Annotated in this window: 15 protein-coding genes; 13 read left to right on the plus strand and 2 right to left on the minus strand. The window is 69.5% G+C overall.

What is annotated here, in order from left to right:
* The first annotated feature begins 20 nt into the window (after positions 1-20).
* The 10 genes from CURTO8I2_RS04080 (at position 21) to CURTO8I2_RS04125 (ending at position 9,278) form a co-directional block, all read left to right on the plus strand.
* Positions 21-2,069: a S9 family peptidase gene (locus CURTO8I2_RS04080; RefSeq protein WP_159678884.1), complete on the plus strand. Its 2,049-nt coding sequence runs from the start codon at positions 21-23 to the stop codon at positions 2,067-2,069.
* A gap of 327 nt (positions 2,070-2,396) precedes the next feature.
* Entirely contained in the window at positions 2,397-2,846 is a 450-nt protein-coding gene (locus CURTO8I2_RS04085; RefSeq protein ID WP_159678886.1) for a PA2169 family four-helix-bundle protein, read from the plus strand.
* Positions 2,847-3,067: 221 nt separating this feature from the next.
* A complete protein-coding gene (locus CURTO8I2_RS04090; protein ID WP_159678888.1) occupies positions 3,068-4,363 on the plus strand; it encodes an MFS transporter in 1,296 nt (431 codons plus the stop codon).
* 30 nt (positions 4,364-4,393) lie between these two features.
* Positions 4,394-4,855, plus strand: coding sequence for a DMT family transporter (locus CURTO8I2_RS04095; RefSeq protein ID WP_159678890.1), 462 nt, complete (start codon positions 4,394-4,396; stop codon positions 4,853-4,855).
* A gap of 3 nt (positions 4,856-4,858) precedes the next feature.
* Positions 4,859-5,488: a hypothetical protein gene (locus CURTO8I2_RS04100; protein WP_159678892.1), complete on the plus strand. Its 630-nt coding sequence runs from the start codon at positions 4,859-4,861 to the stop codon at positions 5,486-5,488.
* 86 nt (positions 5,489-5,574) lie between these two features.
* Complete coding sequence (locus CURTO8I2_RS04105) at positions 5,575-5,940, plus strand: DUF6164 family protein (protein WP_159678894.1); 366 nt, start codon at positions 5,575-5,577, stop codon at positions 5,938-5,940.
* A gap of 126 nt (positions 5,941-6,066) precedes the next feature.
* Positions 6,067-6,282, plus strand: a complete 216-nt coding sequence (locus CURTO8I2_RS04110; protein WP_159678896.1) for a hypothetical protein — start codon at positions 6,067-6,069, stop codon at positions 6,280-6,282.
* A 241-nt stretch (positions 6,283-6,523) separates the two neighbouring features.
* Complete coding sequence (locus CURTO8I2_RS04115; protein ID WP_159678898.1) at positions 6,524-8,098, plus strand: leucyl aminopeptidase; 1,575 nt, start codon at positions 6,524-6,526, stop codon at positions 8,096-8,098.
* A 212-nt stretch (positions 8,099-8,310) separates the two neighbouring features.
* Complete coding sequence (locus CURTO8I2_RS04120; protein WP_159678900.1) at positions 8,311-9,060, plus strand: sulfurtransferase; 750 nt, start codon at positions 8,311-8,313, stop codon at positions 9,058-9,060.
* Positions 9,057-9,278: a hypothetical protein gene (locus CURTO8I2_RS04125; protein ID WP_159678902.1), complete on the plus strand. Its 222-nt coding sequence runs from the start codon at positions 9,057-9,059 to the stop codon at positions 9,276-9,278. Before CURTO8I2_RS04120 ends, CURTO8I2_RS04125 begins: the two co-directional genes overlap by 4 nt.
* A 15-nt stretch (positions 9,279-9,293) precedes the next feature.
* Here the strand turns inward: CURTO8I2_RS04125 and CURTO8I2_RS04130 are convergent, their stop codons facing one another.
* Together CURTO8I2_RS04130 and CURTO8I2_RS04135 are read right to left on the minus strand one after the other, a co-directional pair.
* A complete protein-coding gene (locus tag CURTO8I2_RS04130) occupies positions 9,294-10,049 on the minus strand; it encodes a glutamine amidotransferase (protein ID WP_159678904.1) in 756 nt (251 codons plus the stop codon).
* A 309-nt stretch (positions 10,050-10,358) separates the two neighbouring features.
* Positions 10,359-12,203, minus strand: coding sequence for a DEAD/DEAH box helicase (locus CURTO8I2_RS04135; RefSeq protein WP_159678906.1), 1,845 nt, complete (start codon positions 12,201-12,203; stop codon positions 10,359-10,361).
* Between the two features lie 209 nt (positions 12,204-12,412).
* Here CURTO8I2_RS04135 and CURTO8I2_RS04140 point away from each other — a divergent pair, with 209 nt between their 5' ends.
* From CURTO8I2_RS04140 to CURTO8I2_RS04150, 3 genes are all read left to right on the plus strand, one after another.
* Positions 12,413-13,087: a glutathione S-transferase gene (locus CURTO8I2_RS04140; RefSeq protein ID WP_159678908.1), complete on the plus strand. Its 675-nt coding sequence runs from the start codon at positions 12,413-12,415 to the stop codon at positions 13,085-13,087.
* On the plus strand, positions 13,084-14,676 hold the full coding sequence (locus tag CURTO8I2_RS04145) for a YdiU family protein (protein ID WP_159678910.1): 1,593 nt from the start codon (positions 13,084-13,086) through the stop codon (positions 14,674-14,676). Before CURTO8I2_RS04140 ends, CURTO8I2_RS04145 begins: the two co-directional genes overlap by 4 nt.
* A gap of 234 nt (positions 14,677-14,910) precedes the next feature.
* Positions 14,911-16,797 (plus strand): ATP-binding cassette domain-containing protein, encoded by a 1,887-nt coding sequence (locus tag CURTO8I2_RS04150; RefSeq protein WP_159678912.1) that lies wholly within the window; start codon positions 14,911-14,913, stop codon positions 16,795-16,797.
* The last annotated feature ends 32 nt before the right edge of the window (positions 16,798-16,829 follow it).

Genomic DNA, 16,829 nt, shown 5'->3' on the forward strand with positions numbered 1-16,829 from the left:
CCGTTCACGGGGATTACCGAATGCAACGATGGATCCGGACACTCGCCTGCGCGTTCGCGCTGGGCATCGCCGCGCCGCTCGCGGGCGCGGCCACCCAGGCGGGCGGAATGACGCTCGAACAGGTCGCGCACACGCGCACCGTCAGCCAGGCGCAGATCAGCCCGGACGGCCTGGAGGTCGCGTACATCCTGTCGGTGCCACGCACGCTCGGCGTCGATCCCGATGGTCCGGCGCGGACCGAGCTGCACGTCGTCGACCGCAGCGGCAACAGTCGCGGCTTCATCACGGGCAAGGTCGACGTGGCATCACCGCGCTGGTTGCCTAACGGCCAGGGTGTGGCGTACCTGTCCAAGCGCGAGGGCGACGAGACCCGCGGGCTGTACACGATTCCGTTGCGCGGCGGCGAATCGTCCCGCGTGGTGAAGCTCGCCGGTGACATTTCCAGCTACGACCTGTCCCCAGATGGCAGCCGCGCCGCGGTGCTGTCGGCGCAGCGCGAGAGCGACGCGCGCAAGGCGCTGCGCGACAAGGGCTTCTCGCAGAAGGTGTACGAGGAGGACTGGCGCCCGGTCGAGTTGTGGATCGCGGAACTCGGCAGCGACGCCGCGCCGCGCCGCCTCGCCATCGAAGGCAGCGTGCAGGCGGTGAAGTGGAGTCCGGCCGGCGACCGCCTCGCCGTCGTCGTCGCGCCGCGCCAGCTGACCGATGACACCATGGTCGAGGCGCGCGTGCTCATCTATTCGGTCGAAGGCCGCGAGCTCGGCCGCGTCGACAATCCCGGCAAGCTCGGCGACATGGCCTGGAGCCCGGACGGCGCGCATCTGGCGATCATCTCCGCCGAAGACAAGAACGATCCCAGCGAAGGTCGTCTGACCGTGGTCGGCCGCGACGGCGGTGCGCAGCGCGATCTGCTGCCGCGTCTCGAAGGCCACGTGCGCAGCGTCGCCTGGCGCGACGCGACGACGCTGGTGTTCCTCAGCCACGAAGGCGTGCAGAGCCGCATCGGCGAGATCCAGGTCGACGGCGGCAACCCGCGCACCGTGCTGGCGGCGGGCGGCCCGGTGCACACTGGCCTGAGCGTATCGCCGCGCGGCGACATCGCCCTGGTCGGCAGCGATCCGACGCACCCGTCGGAAGTGTTCCATCTGGCGTCGGGCGCGGGCGAAGCGCGTCGGCTCACCGACAGCAATCCGTGGCTCAAGGATGTGCGTCTCGCGCGCCAGGAAGTCGTGCGCTACACGGCGCGCGATGGGCTCGAGCTCGAAGGACTGCTGGTGCATCCACTGGCGCGTCGCGGCAATGCGCGCGTGCCGTTGATTCTCGTGGTGCACGGCGGTCCGGAATCCCACTTCTCCAACGCTTGGCTCAACGGCTATTCGCAGCCGGCGCAGGTCGCGGCCGCGCAGGGCTTCGCGTCGTTCTTCCCGAACTACCGGTCGAGCACCGGTCGCGGCGTCGCGTTCTCCAAGCTCGGTCATGGCCGTCCGGGCATGGAGGAGTTCGATGATGTCGTCGACGGCGTCGATCATCTGGTCGAGACCGGTCTGGTGGACCGCGACAAGGTCGGCATCACCGGCGGCTCCTATGGTGGCTACGCCAGCGCTTGGGGCGCGACCTACTACAGCGAACGCTTCGCGGCCTCGGTGATGTTCGTCGGCATCTCCGACCAGGCGAGTCTGGTCACCACCGGCGACATCCCGTACGAGCAGTACAACGTGCACATGCAGACCTGGCCGTGGGAAAGCCCGGAGATGTACCGCCAGACGAGCCCGATCACGCATGCGCAGAAGTCGCGCACGCCGACCCTGATCCTGCACGGCGAAGCCGATCCGCGCGTGCCCGTCATGCAGTCCTACATGATGTACCGCTACCTGCAGCTGGCCGGACAGGCGCCCGTGCGACTGGTGCTGTACCCGGGCGAAGGCCACGGCAACAGCCGCGGCGCGTCGCGCTACGACTATTCGCTGCGTCTGATGCAGTGGATGACGCATTACCTGCAGGGTCCGGGCGGCCAACCGCCGGCCTACGAGATCGACTACGCATTGCCGGAGCAGGGCGCCCAGCGCTGAAGTCGGGGTGGGGCGGGGTCACACAGCTGCGCTGGGATTTCCAGCGCGGCTTTTTCGTGCGCGATGCGGCCCGGCAGATTCCGCCACCACGATCGACATGCATTCAGCGTCACGGGCGCGACTGCGTCGATGCGTCGCCGCATTCACGCCACCGTCTCCTGCGCATCACGCGTCGTTGCCCGGCCCGTCGATACCGTGTCTCCCATCGATCCGCGCCGCGGCATCACCGCTCGCGAACCGCGATACCGGACCTGTCCGGACGGCGCACGGACGATGCGACCGGCACCACGCCGTCGCCCCTGATTTTCCCCCGATCTGGAGAACCCGATGTCCAACAAGACTGCGCACACCCTCAACGATCTGATCGCCATCGCCCGCGACGGCAAGGACTTCTACGAGGAAGCCGCACAGAAGGTCGACGATGCCGAGCTGAAGACCCTGTTCGCGCGTATCGCCACCACCAAGTCGCAGATCGTCAGCGAGCTCAGCGCCGCGGTCCAGGCCGCGGGCGGCAAGCCGGAAGATTCCGGTACCGTCGTCGGCAGCATGCAGCAGATGTACGGCAAGGTCCGTGCGACGCTGGGTGACAAGGAATACGGCTACGTCGCCGAGCTCGAAGAGTCGGAAGACCGTCTGCTCGAAGCGTTCGACGAGGCCTCGCGCGATGCCGACACACCGCCGGCCGCCCGCGACGTCGTCGTGCGTCTGCTGCCGGAAGTGCGCGCCTGTCACGACGTGATGCGCACCCGCAAGCTGGCGATGAAGAACGCGAAGTAATCGCGCTCACCATCGCGTGTGACACCCAGGGCCGGTCCATGACCGGCCCTTTTTCATGATGTGCACGCGGCGTCCGCAGCAGCGAGGGCGCGCGGCTACGTGCTTGGGCCGTTTCTGCGGCGCTGCCCACCGGCTTGTGTTACCAGCGGTTGCGCACGCAACGGTCGAGAATCGCGAGCACGGCTGGCAGAATCGCCGGCTCGCCGTTTCCGTGCACGCCGATGACCGCACCCGCCACCGCTGCGCCCGCCAAGGGCCGCGTGCTGTTCGCCAGCCTGATCGGCACGACGATCGAATTCTTCGACTTCTACATCTACGCCACGGCCGCGGTGCTGGTCTTCCCGAAGCTGTTCTTTCCGTCAGCCGATCCCGCCTCGGCCACGCTGCAGTCGCTGGCGACGTTCGCGCTGGCGTTCTTCGCCCGGCCGATCGGCTCGGCCGTGTTCGGTCATTACGGCGACCGCGTCGGCCGCAAGGCGACGCTGGTGGCGGCGTTGCTGACGATGGGGATCTCGACCGTGCTCATCGGCCTGTTGCCGACCCACGCGCAGATCGGCATCGCCGCGCCACTGCTGCTCGCGCTGTGCCGTTTCGGCCAGGGCCTCGGCCTGGGCGGCGAATGGGGCGGGGCGGTGCTGCTGGCCACCGAGAACGCGCCGCCCGGCAAGCGCGCCTGGTACGGCATGTTCCCGCAGCTCGGTGCACCGCTCGGCTTCTTCCTGGCGACGGGCATTTTCCTCGTGCTGACCGAGGTGATGAGCGATACGGCGTTCTTCGCCTGGGGCTGGCGCATTCCGTTTCTCGCCAGTGCGGTGCTGGTGCTGGTGGGTCTGTGGGTCCGGCTGCGCATCACCGAAACCCCGGATTTCCAGAAGGTGCTCGACCACGGCGCGCGTGTGCGACTGCCGATGCGCGAGGTGCTGGTCAACCAGTGGCGCGGTGTCGTCGCGGGCACGCTGCTCGCACTGGCGACCTTCGTGCTGTTCTATCTGATGACGGTCTTCGCGCTCAGCTGGGGCACCTCGCAGCTGGGTTACACGCGCGAACATTTCCTGATGCTGCAGCTCGCAGGCGTGGTGTGTTTCGCCGCGACGATTCCGGTCTCGGCGCTGTATGCCGACCGGTTCGGCCGTCGGCGCGCCATGCTGATCGCGAGCACCGGCATCGCCCTGTTCGGGCTGTGCTTCGCGCCGCTGTTCGTGGCCGGGAACGCCGGCGCCACGCTGGCGTTCCTGATGATCGGTCTGGGTCTCATGGGTCTGACCTACGGGCCCGTCGGCACGCTGCTGGCCGAGCAGTTTCCGACCGCGGTGCGCTACACCGGTGCGTCGCTGGCATTCAACCTGGCGGGCATCTTCGGCGCCTCGCTCGCGCCGTACATCGCCACCTGGCTGGGCGAACGCCACGGCTTAGCCTCGGTGGGCGGGTATCTCGCGGGCGCCGCGGTGCTGAGTTTCATCGCACTGTGGACGTTGCCGCGTGATGTCGCACCGGGCGCGGCAGCGCCCGGGCGCTAGACTGGGGCGCCATCGCCCGCGGAGTCGCGCATGCACCACTGGCTGCTGTTGAGCATCACTGTCGCCGTGCTGGTGGGCATGCTGCTGCCGTTGCAGGCGCTGCTCAACGCCCGCGTCGGCGCAGTCGCCGGCGGTGCGCTGTTCGCATCGTTCCTGTCGTTCGCGGTGGGCACGCTCGCGCTCGCCGCGATGCTGCTGGTCACGCGTACGCCGCTGCCGCCGATGCGCACGCTGACCACGCTGCCGCCGTGGTTGTGGTGCGGGGGCCTGATCGGCGCGGTCTTCGTGTTCTGCGGCACCTTGCTGGTACCCCGACTCGGCGCGGCCGGCATGATCTGCCTGATCGTCGCCGGCCAGCTGGTGGGCTCGCTGCTGCTCGACCACTACGGCGTGCTGTCGCAGCCGCGCCCCGTCGATGCGATGCGCCTGGCCGGGGCGGCGCTGGTCGGCATCGGCGCGCTGCTGGTCGTGCGTCCGTGGCAGGCCGGCTGAGCGATGTCGGACGTCGGGACCACGCGCGTGCCGCTGCCGGCCGGAATGCAGGCCGCGCTCGAAGCCGCCTACGCCACGCCGCCGCGGGCGTACCACAACTTCGGACACGTCGAGACCCTGCTGGAACAGTTCGAGGCCGTGACGGCGCGCGAGGGTTGGGCGCAACCGCTCGAGGTACGCCTGGCGATCCTGTACCACGACGCGATCTACGACGCCCGCGCCGGCGACAACGAGGCGCGTTCGGCGGATCTGGCGGCCGTTTCGATCGCACGCTGGCTTCCTGACGCCGGTGTCGACACAGTGCGGGTCGCGCATCTGATCCGGTTGACCGCCCGTCATGGACAGCTGACGCCGGCGGACTTCGCCGACGATCCGCATGCCGATGACGCGCGCCGCTTTCTCGACTGCGACATGGCGATCCTGGCCGCGGACGATGCGACGTTCGAGGCCTACGACCGCGGCATCGCCGCCGAATACCGGCACGTGCCGCGCTGGCTGTACGCGGTGAACCGGCGGCGGTTCCTGAAATCCCTGCTGGCCCGGCCGCGCATCTATCTCGATGACGGGTTCCACCAGCGTCTGGACGCGCGCGCGCGGCACAACCTGCGTCGCGCGGTGACGACCAAACGCTGAGAGCCGTCGCCGCCAGGCACGTGCACCACTGGCGACCCGCACCGGGCCGCACGCCCGCTGCGGCCCATGTCGGTATCATGGGCCGCATGGCGAAACTGCTGCTCAACCTGCGTTACGTGCCCGACGACGAGGCCGCCGACGTGCGCGCGTTTCTCGACGAGGCCGGCATTCCCTGGTACCAGACCCGGCCGAGTCCGTTCGGCATCTCGCTGGGTGGCATCTGGCTGCGCGAGAACGACGACCTGCCACGCGCGAAGGCGCTGATGGCCGAGTATCAGGCGACGCGTCAGGTCCGGGCGCGGGCCGCGCAGGCGCAGGCGGAGCGCGACGGCACCGCGGAGACCTTCGCCGACATCGTGCGCGCGGATCCCAAGCGGGTGGTGCTGATCGTCATCGCAATCGTGTGCCTGATCGGGCTGATGGCGGTGCCCGGATACCTGCTGTCCCGTTGAGAGACCGCGGCTGGCTGCGGCCGCGTCACCCGCGGCCCACGCGCGTGACGCAAGACTGGTGACCTGTCCGCCGCACCGGCGCCGGCGTCGCGTCTTCCGGCGGGACGGATCACCAGGATCGAACCCATGACGACGCCCCCCGACCGATCGCACCCCAAGCCGAAGACCAAGCCCTGGACCCGTCCGAACCCGAAGCCGCGGGCGGCACGCGGCACGCTGACCGACGCCCAGAAGGACCGCGCCCGCCAGCGCGCCGACGAAGCCGGTCGCCGCTATCCGAATCTCGTCGACAACATGTGGGCCAGCAAGCACATCGCCGCGGACGGCACGCCGAAGGCGTGACCTCGCGCTGCGCGGCGGCCCGTGCGGCGCCGCGACTCCATGCACGCGTCGTGATCAGTGGACTGGCGGCCCGACAGAGTGACGCGGTGCGGTTGGAGCGGACCCGGCGTGAGGCGGGATGCGCCCGCCTTGCGCGCACCGCGCGTGACCATCGGCACGGACCGGCGCCGTCCCGGGCTTGCTAAGGTCGACGGTTGTCCGCGCGGCTGCGCGGCCATCCCGCCATCGCCCCGGAGATTCCATGCGTTCACGCCGCGCGTCCTCGCACCTGTTGCTCACCGCCCCGATCGCCCTGATCGCCGCCTTCGCCCTGCCTGCCGAGGCGCAGCGCGACATCCGGTTCGAAGCCGCCGGGGCGCCGGAGACCGGGACCCTGGTGCTGCCGGTGCCGGAAGTGACGCAGGGCAGCGCCCGGGCGGGTGCGTTCGCCCGCATCGATGCGGGCAGCCAGGGGGCCCTGACGCGCGCGATCGCGGCGGCCGGGTTCAGCGGCAAGGCCGACACCCAGCTGGACCTGCCGGGCATCGCCGGCTTCGATCGCGTGCTGCTGGTGGGCACCGGCAGCGGCACGCCCGACGCCCGGCGGATCGAGGATGTGGGCGGACGCATCGGCCGCTTCGCCGCCCGCAGCACGGCGCCCCGGATCGACGTGGTGTGGGAAGGCAGCGAGACCGGCGCCGCGGCCCGTCTGGCATTCGGTGCCGCGCTGGGCCAGTACCGGTTCGACAAGTACCGCACCACACAGGACGTGGACACGTCGCGCGCCGGCGATGGCACGCTGGTCGTGCGCAGTACCGATGGGGCCGCCGCTGCGCAGGCCTGGGACGGTGATCTGAAAGCGGTGGCCGAAGGCGTGGCGTTCGCGCGGGACCTGGTGACCGAGCCGGCCAATGCGATCTATCCCGAGACGTTCGTCGAGCGCACCCGCGCCGCGTTCGCGGGCAAGCCGAACGTGAGTATCGAAGTGCTCGACGTGCCGGCCATGGAACGCCTGGGCATGGGCAGCATCCTCGCCGTGGGGCAGGGCAGTGCGCGGCCGCCCCGCATGATGGTGGTGCGCTACAGCGGGGGCGCGCGCGGCGAGGCGCCGGTCGCGTTCGTCGGCAAGGGCATCACGTTCGACACCGGTGGTATTTCGATCAAGCCCGGCGAGAACATGTGGCGCATGAAATACGACATGACCGGCGCCGCCAGCGCGACCGGCGCGGTGCTCGCGTTGGCGGGACGCGGCGCGGCAGTCAATGCGATCGCGGCAGTCGCGCTCGCCGAGAACATGCCTTCGGGCACCGCCACGCGCCCCGGCGACGTGATCCGCACCGCCGCCGGCAAGACCTACGAGGTGATCAGCACCGACGCCGAGGGCCGCATGGTGCTCGTCGATGCGCTCTGGTACGTGCAGCGTCAGGACAACCCGCGCGTGATCGTCGACATCGCAACGCTGACCGGCGCCATCGTCACCGCGCTGGGCAACGACTATGCCGGCCTGTTCACCCGCGACGACGCACTTGCCGCGCAGTTGACGGCGGCTGGTGATGCAGCCGGCGAGCCGGTATGGCGCATGCCGCTGCACCCGGGCTACGGCAAGATGCTGGAGTCGCCGATCGCCGACATGCGCAACGGGGGCGGGCGTCCGGGCTCCGGCACGGCGGCGCATTTCATCGGCGAATGGGTGGATGCGGGGCGTGCATGGGCGCACCTCGACATCGCCGGCATGGCCTGGCGCGATGGCGAGGAGATGTCGACCACGCCTTCAGGCGCGTCCGCCTACGGCGTGCGGCTGTTCGACCGGTTCGTGCGGGACAACTACGAGCAGTGATCACCTGCTTGCGCACCTTGCGTGCGCGCTTGGTGGCCGGCGATGGGATGCGGGACGCGGCGCTTCGCGCATGGACAGCGAGGCGCGGGTAGCCCGCGCACGTCCCCGAAGCCCGGTTGCGCGCGCCGATCAGCCGGTCGGCGCCGGACAGGCCGCGTCCGCGGATGCGGGTCAGCGACGGGGGTTACCGCAACCCCCGCTACAATTCGCCCATGATCGACAACCTCGCCGCCTACCACTTCGTCGCCATCGACGATCCCGACGCCGTCGCCGCCTGGCTGCGCGGGTTGGCCGAAGCGGGCGGGCTGCGCGGCACGGTGCTGGTCGCGCCCGAGGGCATCAACCTGTTCCTGGCCGGGGAGATCGACGCGATCGACACGCTGATCGGGACCGTGCGCGGCGATGCGCGCTTCGCCACGCTGCAGGTCAAGCGCAGCCGCAGCGACGGGGTGCCGTTCGCGCGGCTCAAGGTCAAGGTCAAGCCGGAGATCATCAGCTTCCGCAAGCAGGAGGCAATGCCGCTGGCTGCGCCGGCGCGCGCACCGGATGTGGCGCCCGACACACTGGCGCGTTGGATCGCGCAGGGCCATGACGACGCCGGCAAGCGTCTCGTGCTGCTCGACACGCGCAACCGCGAGGAGTTCGGATTCGGCACGTTCAAGGATGCGTTGACGCTGCCGATCGACAACTTCACTGAGCTGCCGGACGCACTCGCGCCGCACCGCGACACGTTGCGCGATGCGACCGTGGTGAGTTTCTGCACGGGCGGCATCCGCTGCGAAAAGGCCGCGCTGTGGATGCGCGCCGATGGCATGGACAACGTGCTGCAGCTCGACGGTGGCATCCTCGGCTACTTCGAACGGGTGGGCGGCTTCGGCTACGACGGACGCTGTTTCGTCTTCGACGATCGCGTGGCGCTCGATCCGCAGCTGCGCCCCTTGCAGGCCGGTGTCGCCGCATGACCTGGCTCGGCTTCGTCCTCGTGATCCTGGGAATCTGGCTGGCCTTCAAGGTGGCCGGCGTGGTGCTGCGGCTGATCGTCACGGTGCTGATCGTCATCGCCGCCTACTGGTGGCTCGCGCCCATCTTCGGCTGGCCGACGCTGGGCGAGCTGTTCCACGTGCTGGGGCCGGACGTGCGTCTGCCGGACGTGCCGATGCCGGAACTCAAGCGTCCTTAGAGGTCAGCCGTCGCCTCAGACGAATTCGCGCGACGGCAGCACGAAGCGCCGTTCGGGCCGGCCGACGAGATCGAGGAAATTGTTGAACACCGCGTCCGCCTGCGCCTGCATCGGTGCGATGTGGGTCCGGGTGAGGGCGCGGATCGCGGCGTCGTCGTGTGGCAGTCCGGCGGACGCCAGTTCGTCGCGATAGGCCGGCGTCGCCAGCCAGCGCTCGATCAGCGGCGGGTCCATTTCGAGATGGAACTGGAAGCCGTATGCGTTGTCGCCGTAACGGAAGGCCTGCTGTTCGCAGCTGTCGGTGCGCGCGAGATGCACGGCCGTCGACGGTACTTCGAAATGCCGGCCATGCCACTGGAACACCGGCGACGCGGCGCCGAGCGGCGCGAGCACGGGGTCCGCCTGGCCGGCTTCGGTCGTCAGCAGGGGATACCAGCCGATTTCCGGCCGCTCGATGCGCCGCACCGGCGCGCCGAGCACATGCGCCAGCAGCTGCGCGCCCAGGCAGATGCCCAGTACCGGACGACCGAGTGCCAGCATGCGTTCGATCGCGCGGAGCTCGGTCAGCAGATGCGGCCGGGACGCGCGCTCCTCGACATTCATCGGCCCGCCGAGCACCACGAGCCCCCGGTAACGCTCCACGCTGGGCTGCGCGTCGGGCTCGCGTTCGAAGTTGACGAAGCGGATGCGGTGTCCGCGGCGGCGGATCAGCGGATCGAGCGTGCCTAGGGGTTCGGCGGCGACATGCTGGAAGACGAGAATGCGGGACATGGTCCGATTCTAGTGTCCTGCATCAGCCGGAGCGGCGACCGCAGCCTCGGCGGTGCGCACCCACTCCATGGTCCCAGCGAGCACTGGACGCGACGCCGGAAGGCCGATCGTCCGTGCGGACCGTCCGGCCGATGGCGAACACCGGAATGGAGCCCAACGTGCGCTGGGGCAACGCGCAGATGTCGTGCGTCGTCACCCCGGCGCGTGCCGGGACTCGGGGCCCTGGACGTCCCGGCACCGCCGGATTACGCCGGACTCCGGCGTGATCCGCATTGATTGTGGTCGCGCACTCCCGGCGACGGGTGCCGCTCAGCGCGGATCGCGACGCGGCGGACCCTTGCGCGGGCCACCCGGCTTGAAACCACCGGGCTTGTGACCCGGCGGCTTCGCGCCGAACGGACGCTTGGCGCGTGGCGGGGCCGCGGTCATGTCGGCGTCCTCGGCGCGGCGGATGCGGATCGCCTGGCCGCCGACACGGACCTTCTTCAGGTGCTCCAGCAGCTCGCGCGGCATGCCTTCGGGCAGGTCGACCAGGCTGTAGTCGTCGCGGATGTCGATGCGGCCGATGAACTTGCTCTCGAGGTCGGCCTCGTTGGCGATCGCGCCGACGATGTTGCCCGGCTGCACGCCGTGCACGTAGCCGACTTCGATGCGGAAGGTTTCCATGCCGACGTCCGGATCGCGCGGGCCGGTGTCCGGACGCGGCGCACGCGGTTCGCGGGGCTCACGCGGCTCGCGCGCGGATCGCGACGCCTCACGGCCACCCGGACGCTCGACGAACTCGCGTTCGAACGCGGGCTTTTCCGGCTTGCGCGGCGGCTCCAGCAACAGCGGCGTGCTGCCCTGGACCACCTTGGCCAGCGCGGCGGCGATTTCGGCCGCCGGCACGTTGTGCTCGCGCTCGTAGCGTTCGATCAGCTCGCGGAACATGCCCAGCTCGCTGCTGCCGAGCGCGGTGGTGATCTTCTCGAGGAACTTCGCCACACGCGCTTCGTTGACGATGTCGACGCTCGGCAGCTGCATCTGCTCGATCTTCTGCCGCGTCGCACGTTCGATCGCGCCGAGCATGCCGCGCTCGCGCGGGGCGACGAACAGGATCGCCTCGCCGCTGCGGCCGGCGCGGCCGGTGCGGCCGATGCGATGCACGTAGCTTTCGGTGTCGTAGGGGATGTCGTAATTCAGCACGTGGCTGATGCGGTCGACGTCCAGGCCGCGCGCGGCGACGTCGGTCGCCACCAGCACGTCGAGACGGCCGTCCTTGAGGTTCTGGATCGCACGCTCGCGCTGCTTCTGGTCGAGATCGCCATTGATCGCGGCGGCCGACAGGCCACGCGCCGACAGCTTCTGCGCCAACTCCTCGGTCGCCAGCTTGGTGCGCGCGAAGATGATCATCGCGTCGAAGGGCTCGGCCTCGAGAATGCGGGTCAGCGCATCGAGCTTGTTGACGCCGCTGACCATCCAGTAGCGCTGGCGGATGTTGGCGGCCGTCGTCGTGGTTGCCTTGATCGCGATCTCGACCGGATTCTTGAGGTAGGTCTGGGCGATGCGCTTGATCTGGCTCGGCATCGTCGCGGAGAACAGGGCCACCTGACGCGAGTCCGGCGTCTTCTTCAGCACGGCTTCGACATCGTCGATGAAGCCCATGCGCAGCATTTCGTCGGCTTCGTCGAGCACCAGGGCGCGCAGTTCGGACAGGTCCAGCGACCCGCGCTCCAGATGGTCGATCACCCGGCCCGGCGTGCCGACGATCACCTGCACGCCGCGCTTGAGCGCGCTCAGCTGCTGGGCATACCCCTGGCCGCCGTAGATCGGCAGCACCTGGAAGCCGGGCATGAACGCCGCATACTTCTGGAAGGCTTCGGCGACCTGGATCGCCAGCTCACGGGTCGGCGCGAGCACCAGCGCCTGCGGCTTGCGCTGGGTGGGATCGATGCGTGCCAGCACCGGCAGCGCAAACGCCGCGGTCTTGCCGGTACCGGTCTGGGCCTGGCCCAGCAGGTCGCGGCCTTCGAGCAGCGGCGGGATGGTCGCGGCCTGGATGGGCGACGGCGATTCGTAGCCCACCGCGGTCAGGGCGCGCAGCAGGGTCTCGGGCAGTGCGAGATCGGTGAACTTGGGGGTCTCGGCAGGCGTGATGGGCGACTCGGCGCTCATGGTTCGGTCTCTTAGCGCCGGCACAGCCGGTCGGGGAACCGCATAGTGTAGCGGGCGGCCCGCGACGCCGCAGTCGCGGCGCGGCCGAATCCACGGCGCCGATGGCTGGCGTTCACCTGCGGGAACGCCAGCGGAAGACCGCGCGCACCCGGGCTTCGCTGCGGGCCGTGCCGCCCCCATCATGGGCGCATTCCGCCTCGAGTCCGCCCATGATCCGCGTCCATCACTTGAACAATTCGCGCTCGCAGCGCGTGCTCTGGCTGCTCGAAGAACTCGGTCAGCCCTATGAGGTGGTGCGCTACGCCCGCGATCCCAAGACCATGCTGGCGCCGCAGGCGCTGCGCGACGTGCATCCGCTGGGCAAGTCGCCGGTGCTGGAGATGGACGGGCGCCGGCTGGTCGAGTCCGGCGCGATCCTCGAGACGCTGGTCGAGCGCTTCGACCCGGACCATGCGCTGTCGCCAGTACCCGACGACGAGGACGAGCGCCTGCGCTACCGCCAGTGGGTGCACTACGCCGAAGGCTCCGCGATGCCGCCGTTGCTGCTCTCGCTCGTCTTCGCGCACCTGCGCGGCGCGCCGATGCCGTTCTTCGCGAAGCCCATCGCCCGCGGCATCGCCGACAAGGCGATGCAGCGCTTCGTGGGTCCGCAGCTGCAGACGCATCTGGAGTACGTGGAGCGGGAACTCGGCGCCTACCAGTGGTTCGCCAGCGACCGCTTCACCGCCGCCGACATCCAGATGAGTTTTCCGCTGGAGGCGGCAGTCGTCCGCGCGTCTGATTGGGTGGGCCCGAACATCCGGCGTTTCGTCGAGCGGATCCACGCGCGGCCTGCGTATCAGCGGGCGCTGGAGACGGGCGGGCCGTTCGAGCTGGGTCGATGAGCGACGCGGTGCCCGCGTCGGTGCCGCTCGCGCATGCGCTGCGGTACGACAACCGCTTCGTGGGCACGCTGCCGGGGGATGCCGAAGCCGGCGGGCGCCGGCGGCAGGTCGAGGGCGCGTTGTGGTCGCCGGTGCTGCCGACGCCGGTCGCGGCGCCCCGCGTGCTAGCCGTCTCGACGGAGATGGCCGAGGCCCTCGGCTTCGATGCCGACACCGTTGCATCTCCGGAGTTCGCCGCCGTCTTCGGCGGCAATGCGCTGACGCCCGGCATGAGGCCGTACGCCTCGAACTACGGCGGCCACCAGTTCGGCCACTGGGCCGGACAGCTCGGCGACGGGCGCGCGATCACGCTCGGCGAAGGCGTGGCCGCGGACGGACGACGCTGGGAGCTGCAGCTCAAGGGCGCCGGCCCGACCCCGTACTCGCGGACGGCCGATGGCCGCGCGGTGCTGCGCTCGTCGGTGCGCGAATTCCTGTGCAGCGAGGCCATGCACCATCTGGGCGTGCCGACGACGCGGGCGCTGTCGCTGGTCGGCACCGGCGATGCCGTGGTCCGGGACATGTTCTATGACGGCAACGCGGCGCCCGAACCGGGCGCGATCGTGTGCCGGGTCGCGCCGTCGTTCATCCGCTTCGGCCATTTCGAACTGCCGTCCGCGCGGGGTGATGCCGCACTGTTGCGGCAATTGGTCGATTTCACGATCGCCCGTGATTTCCCGCATCTGACAGGCGAGGGTGAGGCGTTGTACGGCGACTGGTTCGCCGAGGTCTGCACGCGGACCGCGGCCATGGTCGCCGGCTGGATGCGAGTGGGATTCGTGCACGGCGTGATGAACACCGACAACATGTCGATTCTGGGTTTGACGATCGACTACGGCCCCTACGGCTGGGTCGACGACTTTGATCCGGACTGGACGCCCAACACCACCGACGCCCAGGGCCGTCGCTACCGGTTCGGCTGGCAACCGCGGGTCGCGCACTGGAATCTCGGGCGGCTGGCGCAGGCGCTGGCGCCGCTGTTCGGCGATGTCGCGCCGTTGCAGGCCGGGCTCGATGCCTATGCGGCGACGTATGCGCGGCTCGATCGCGAGACCATCGCGGCGAAACTCGGCCTGCCCGAGTGCCGCGACGATGATGTCGAACGCATGCAGCGGCTGCATGGCCTGCTGCAGGCGGGCGAGGTCGACATGACGCTGTTCTTCCGCGGACTGGCGGATCTCGATCCGGCGGCGCCGTCGCTGGAGGGGATGGCGGATGCGTTCTACGACGACGCGAAGCGTGCCCGGGTGCAGGGCGAGTTCGACGCCTGGCTCGCCGACTACGCGGCGCGCCTGCGGGACACGGGCGAGCCCGGCGATGCCCGGCGCACCCGCATGCACGCGGCGAATCCGCGCTTCGTGATGCGCAACTATCTCGCGCAGCAGGCGATCGACCGCGCGGAAGCCGGCGATCCGTCCGGCATCGTCGAGCTGCTGGATGTCATGCGTCGGCCGTATGACGAACAACCCGGCCGCGAAGCGTTCGCCGGCAAGCGCCCGGACTGGGCGCGGACGAAGGCGGGATGCTCGATGCTGTCCTGTAGTTCTTGAAGCAGGCCGCCTCTCCGTAGGGTGTGTGGAGCGCAGCGAAACCCATCGCGACCTGTCTGGATCGGACCGACGGCGTGCCCGTTTTGCGGACGTCGCTCGACAGCCCTCCCGGGGCATGAAGGCCTGCGTTGCCTGCCGGAAACGCGAGTTCGAGCGTGGCGATGATGGATTCCGCTGCGCTCTCCCCATCCTGCGGTTCGCATGGCTGCGTCTGCGAACCGGTAGAATCCGCGCATGCCTTTGATGACCTTGAATGACGTCGACTACAGCGTCGGCGGACCCTTGCTGCTGGACGGTGTCGAGCTTTCGATCGAACGCGGCGAGCGGATTGCGCTGATCGGCCGCAACGGCGCCGGCAAATCCACGCTGATGCGCCTGATCGACGGCGAGCTCAAACCCGACGACGGCGAAATCCGCCGCGAGCAGGGCGTGCGCGTGACCCGGCTGGAGCAGGAAGTGCCTGCGGGCGCGGACGGCAGCGTGTACGACGTGGTCGCCGGCGGACTCGGCGATGCCGGCGCGGCGCTGGCCGAATACCACCGTCTGCTGCACGCCGAGGATTACGACGCGCTCGCCGATGTGCAGGCCCAGGTCGAGGCGCTCGATGGTTGGAGGATCGACCAGCGCGTGACCGAGGTGCTGGAGCGTCTGCAACTCGACGGCGATGCGGCGTTCACCAAGCTCTCGGGCGGCATGAAACGTCGCGTGCTGCTGGCGCGCGCGGTCGTGTCGGCGCCCGACATCCTGCTGCTCGACGAGCCGACCAACCACCTCGACATCGCCGCGATCGACTGGCTCGAAGGCTTCCTCAAGCAGTGGCCCGGTGCGCTGGTGTTCGTGACCCATGACCGGCGCTTCCTGCGCGCACTCGCCACGCGGATCGTCGAGATCGAGCGCGGTGGGCTGACCAGTTGGCCCGGCGACTGGGACAACTACGTGCGTCGTCGCGAGGAGCGCCTGCACGCCGAAGCCCAGGAGCAACAGCGCTTCGACAAGATGCTGGCGCAGGAGGAAGTCTGGATCCGTCAGGGCATCAAGGCGCGCCGTGTCCGCGACGAAGGTCGCGTGCGGCGGCTCAAGGCGATGCGCCTGGAGCGGAGTCAGCGTCGTGACCTGACGGGCAACGTCCGCATGGCCGCCGCGTCGGCGAATGCGTCGGGCAAGAAGGTCGTCGAGATGCAGGACGTCTCGTTCTCGTTCGGCGAGCGCACGCTCATCGAAAACTTCTCGACGACGATCTTCCGCGGCGACCGCATCGGCCTGATCGGCGCCAACGGCACCGGCAAGACCACGCTGCTGAAACTGCTGCTCGGCGAACTGCAGCCGCAGGCGGGCGAGGTCAAGACCGGCACCCAGCTGCAGATCGCCTACTTCGACCAGTACCGCGCGACATTGCGCGAAGACTGGAACGCGCTGGAGAACGTCGCCGAAGGCCAGGATTTCGTCGAGATCAATGGCACACGCAAGCACGTGATCGGCTATCTACAGGATTTCCTGTTCACGCCCGAACGCGCGCGCGCACCGATCACCCGTCTGTCGGGCGGCGAGCGCAACCGTCTACTGCTGGCGAAGCTGTTCGCGCAGCCGTCGAACCTGCTGGTGATGGACGAACCGACCAACGATCTCGACGTCGAGACGCTTGAACTGCTCGAAGAGTTGCTGGGCGACTATCCCGGCACGCTGCTGCTGGTCAGTCATGACCGCGACTTCCTCGACAACGTGGTGACCTCGACGCTGGTGATGGAAGGCGAGGGCCGCGTCGGCGAGTACATCGGTGGCTATGAGGACTGGCTGCGCCAGCGTCCGCAGCCGGGCGCCGCACTGCCTGGCACGACGCTCGCGCCGAAGGCCGCCGTCACCGCCGCGGCAACGGCTGCGCCGTCGACGCCGGCCCCGGTCGCCAAGCGCAAGCTCAGCTACAAGGATCAGCGCGAACTCGAACAGCTGCCGCTGCGCATCGAGCAGCTGGAAGGCGATATCGCGCGCATGACCGACGAGATGCACACGCCTGCCTTCTACCAGCGCGACGCCGAGGCCATCGCCGCGCACGGGCAGCAGCTGCAGGACACGCAGACCGCACTCGATGCGGCCTACCTGCGCTGGACCGAACTCGACGCCTGATCGCTGCCGCCGCATCCGCGGCCCACTGGAAA

The organism is Luteimonas sp. 9C (genome assembly GCF_902506295.1).
GTDB lineage: Bacteria > Pseudomonadota > Gammaproteobacteria > Xanthomonadales > Xanthomonadaceae > Luteimonas.

What these genes read in the sequence shown, in the direction of transcription:
- CURTO8I2_RS04080 (WP_159678884.1), top strand. Translation starts at nt 21, where the DNA reads ATGCAACGATGGATCCGGACACTCGCCTGCGCGTTCGCGCTGGGCATC.
- CURTO8I2_RS04085 (WP_159678886.1), top strand. Translation starts at nt 2,397, where the DNA reads ATGTCCAACAAGACTGCGCACACCCTCAACGATCTGATCGCCATCGCC.
- CURTO8I2_RS04090 (WP_159678888.1), top strand. Translation starts at nt 3,068, where the DNA reads ATGACCGCACCCGCCACCGCTGCGCCCGCCAAGGGCCGCGTGCTGTTC.
- CURTO8I2_RS04095 (WP_159678890.1), top strand. Translation starts at nt 4,394, where the DNA reads ATGCACCACTGGCTGCTGTTGAGCATCACTGTCGCCGTGCTGGTGGGC.
- CURTO8I2_RS04100 (WP_159678892.1), top strand. Translation starts at nt 4,859, where the DNA reads ATGTCGGACGTCGGGACCACGCGCGTGCCGCTGCCGGCCGGAATGCAG.
- CURTO8I2_RS04105 (WP_159678894.1), top strand. Translation starts at nt 5,575, where the DNA reads ATGGCGAAACTGCTGCTCAACCTGCGTTACGTGCCCGACGACGAGGCC.
- CURTO8I2_RS04110 (WP_159678896.1), top strand. Translation starts at nt 6,067, where the DNA reads ATGACGACGCCCCCCGACCGATCGCACCCCAAGCCGAAGACCAAGCCC.
- CURTO8I2_RS04115 (WP_159678898.1), top strand. Translation starts at nt 6,524, where the DNA reads ATGCGTTCACGCCGCGCGTCCTCGCACCTGTTGCTCACCGCCCCGATC.
- CURTO8I2_RS04120 (WP_159678900.1), top strand. Translation starts at nt 8,311, where the DNA reads ATGATCGACAACCTCGCCGCCTACCACTTCGTCGCCATCGACGATCCC.
- CURTO8I2_RS04125 (WP_159678902.1), top strand. Translation starts at nt 9,057, where the DNA reads ATGACCTGGCTCGGCTTCGTCCTCGTGATCCTGGGAATCTGGCTGGCC.
- CURTO8I2_RS04130 (WP_159678904.1), bottom strand. Translation starts at nt 10,049, where the DNA reads ATGTCCCGCATTCTCGTCTTCCAGCATGTCGCCGCCGAACCCCTAGGC.
- CURTO8I2_RS04135 (WP_159678906.1), bottom strand. Translation starts at nt 12,203, where the DNA reads ATGAGCGCCGAGTCGCCCATCACGCCTGCCGAGACCCCCAAGTTCACC.
- CURTO8I2_RS04140 (WP_159678908.1), top strand. Translation starts at nt 12,413, where the DNA reads ATGATCCGCGTCCATCACTTGAACAATTCGCGCTCGCAGCGCGTGCTC.
- CURTO8I2_RS04145 (WP_159678910.1), top strand. Translation starts at nt 13,084, where the DNA reads ATGAGCGACGCGGTGCCCGCGTCGGTGCCGCTCGCGCATGCGCTGCGG.
- CURTO8I2_RS04150 (WP_159678912.1), top strand. Translation starts at nt 14,911, where the DNA reads ATGCCTTTGATGACCTTGAATGACGTCGACTACAGCGTCGGCGGACCC.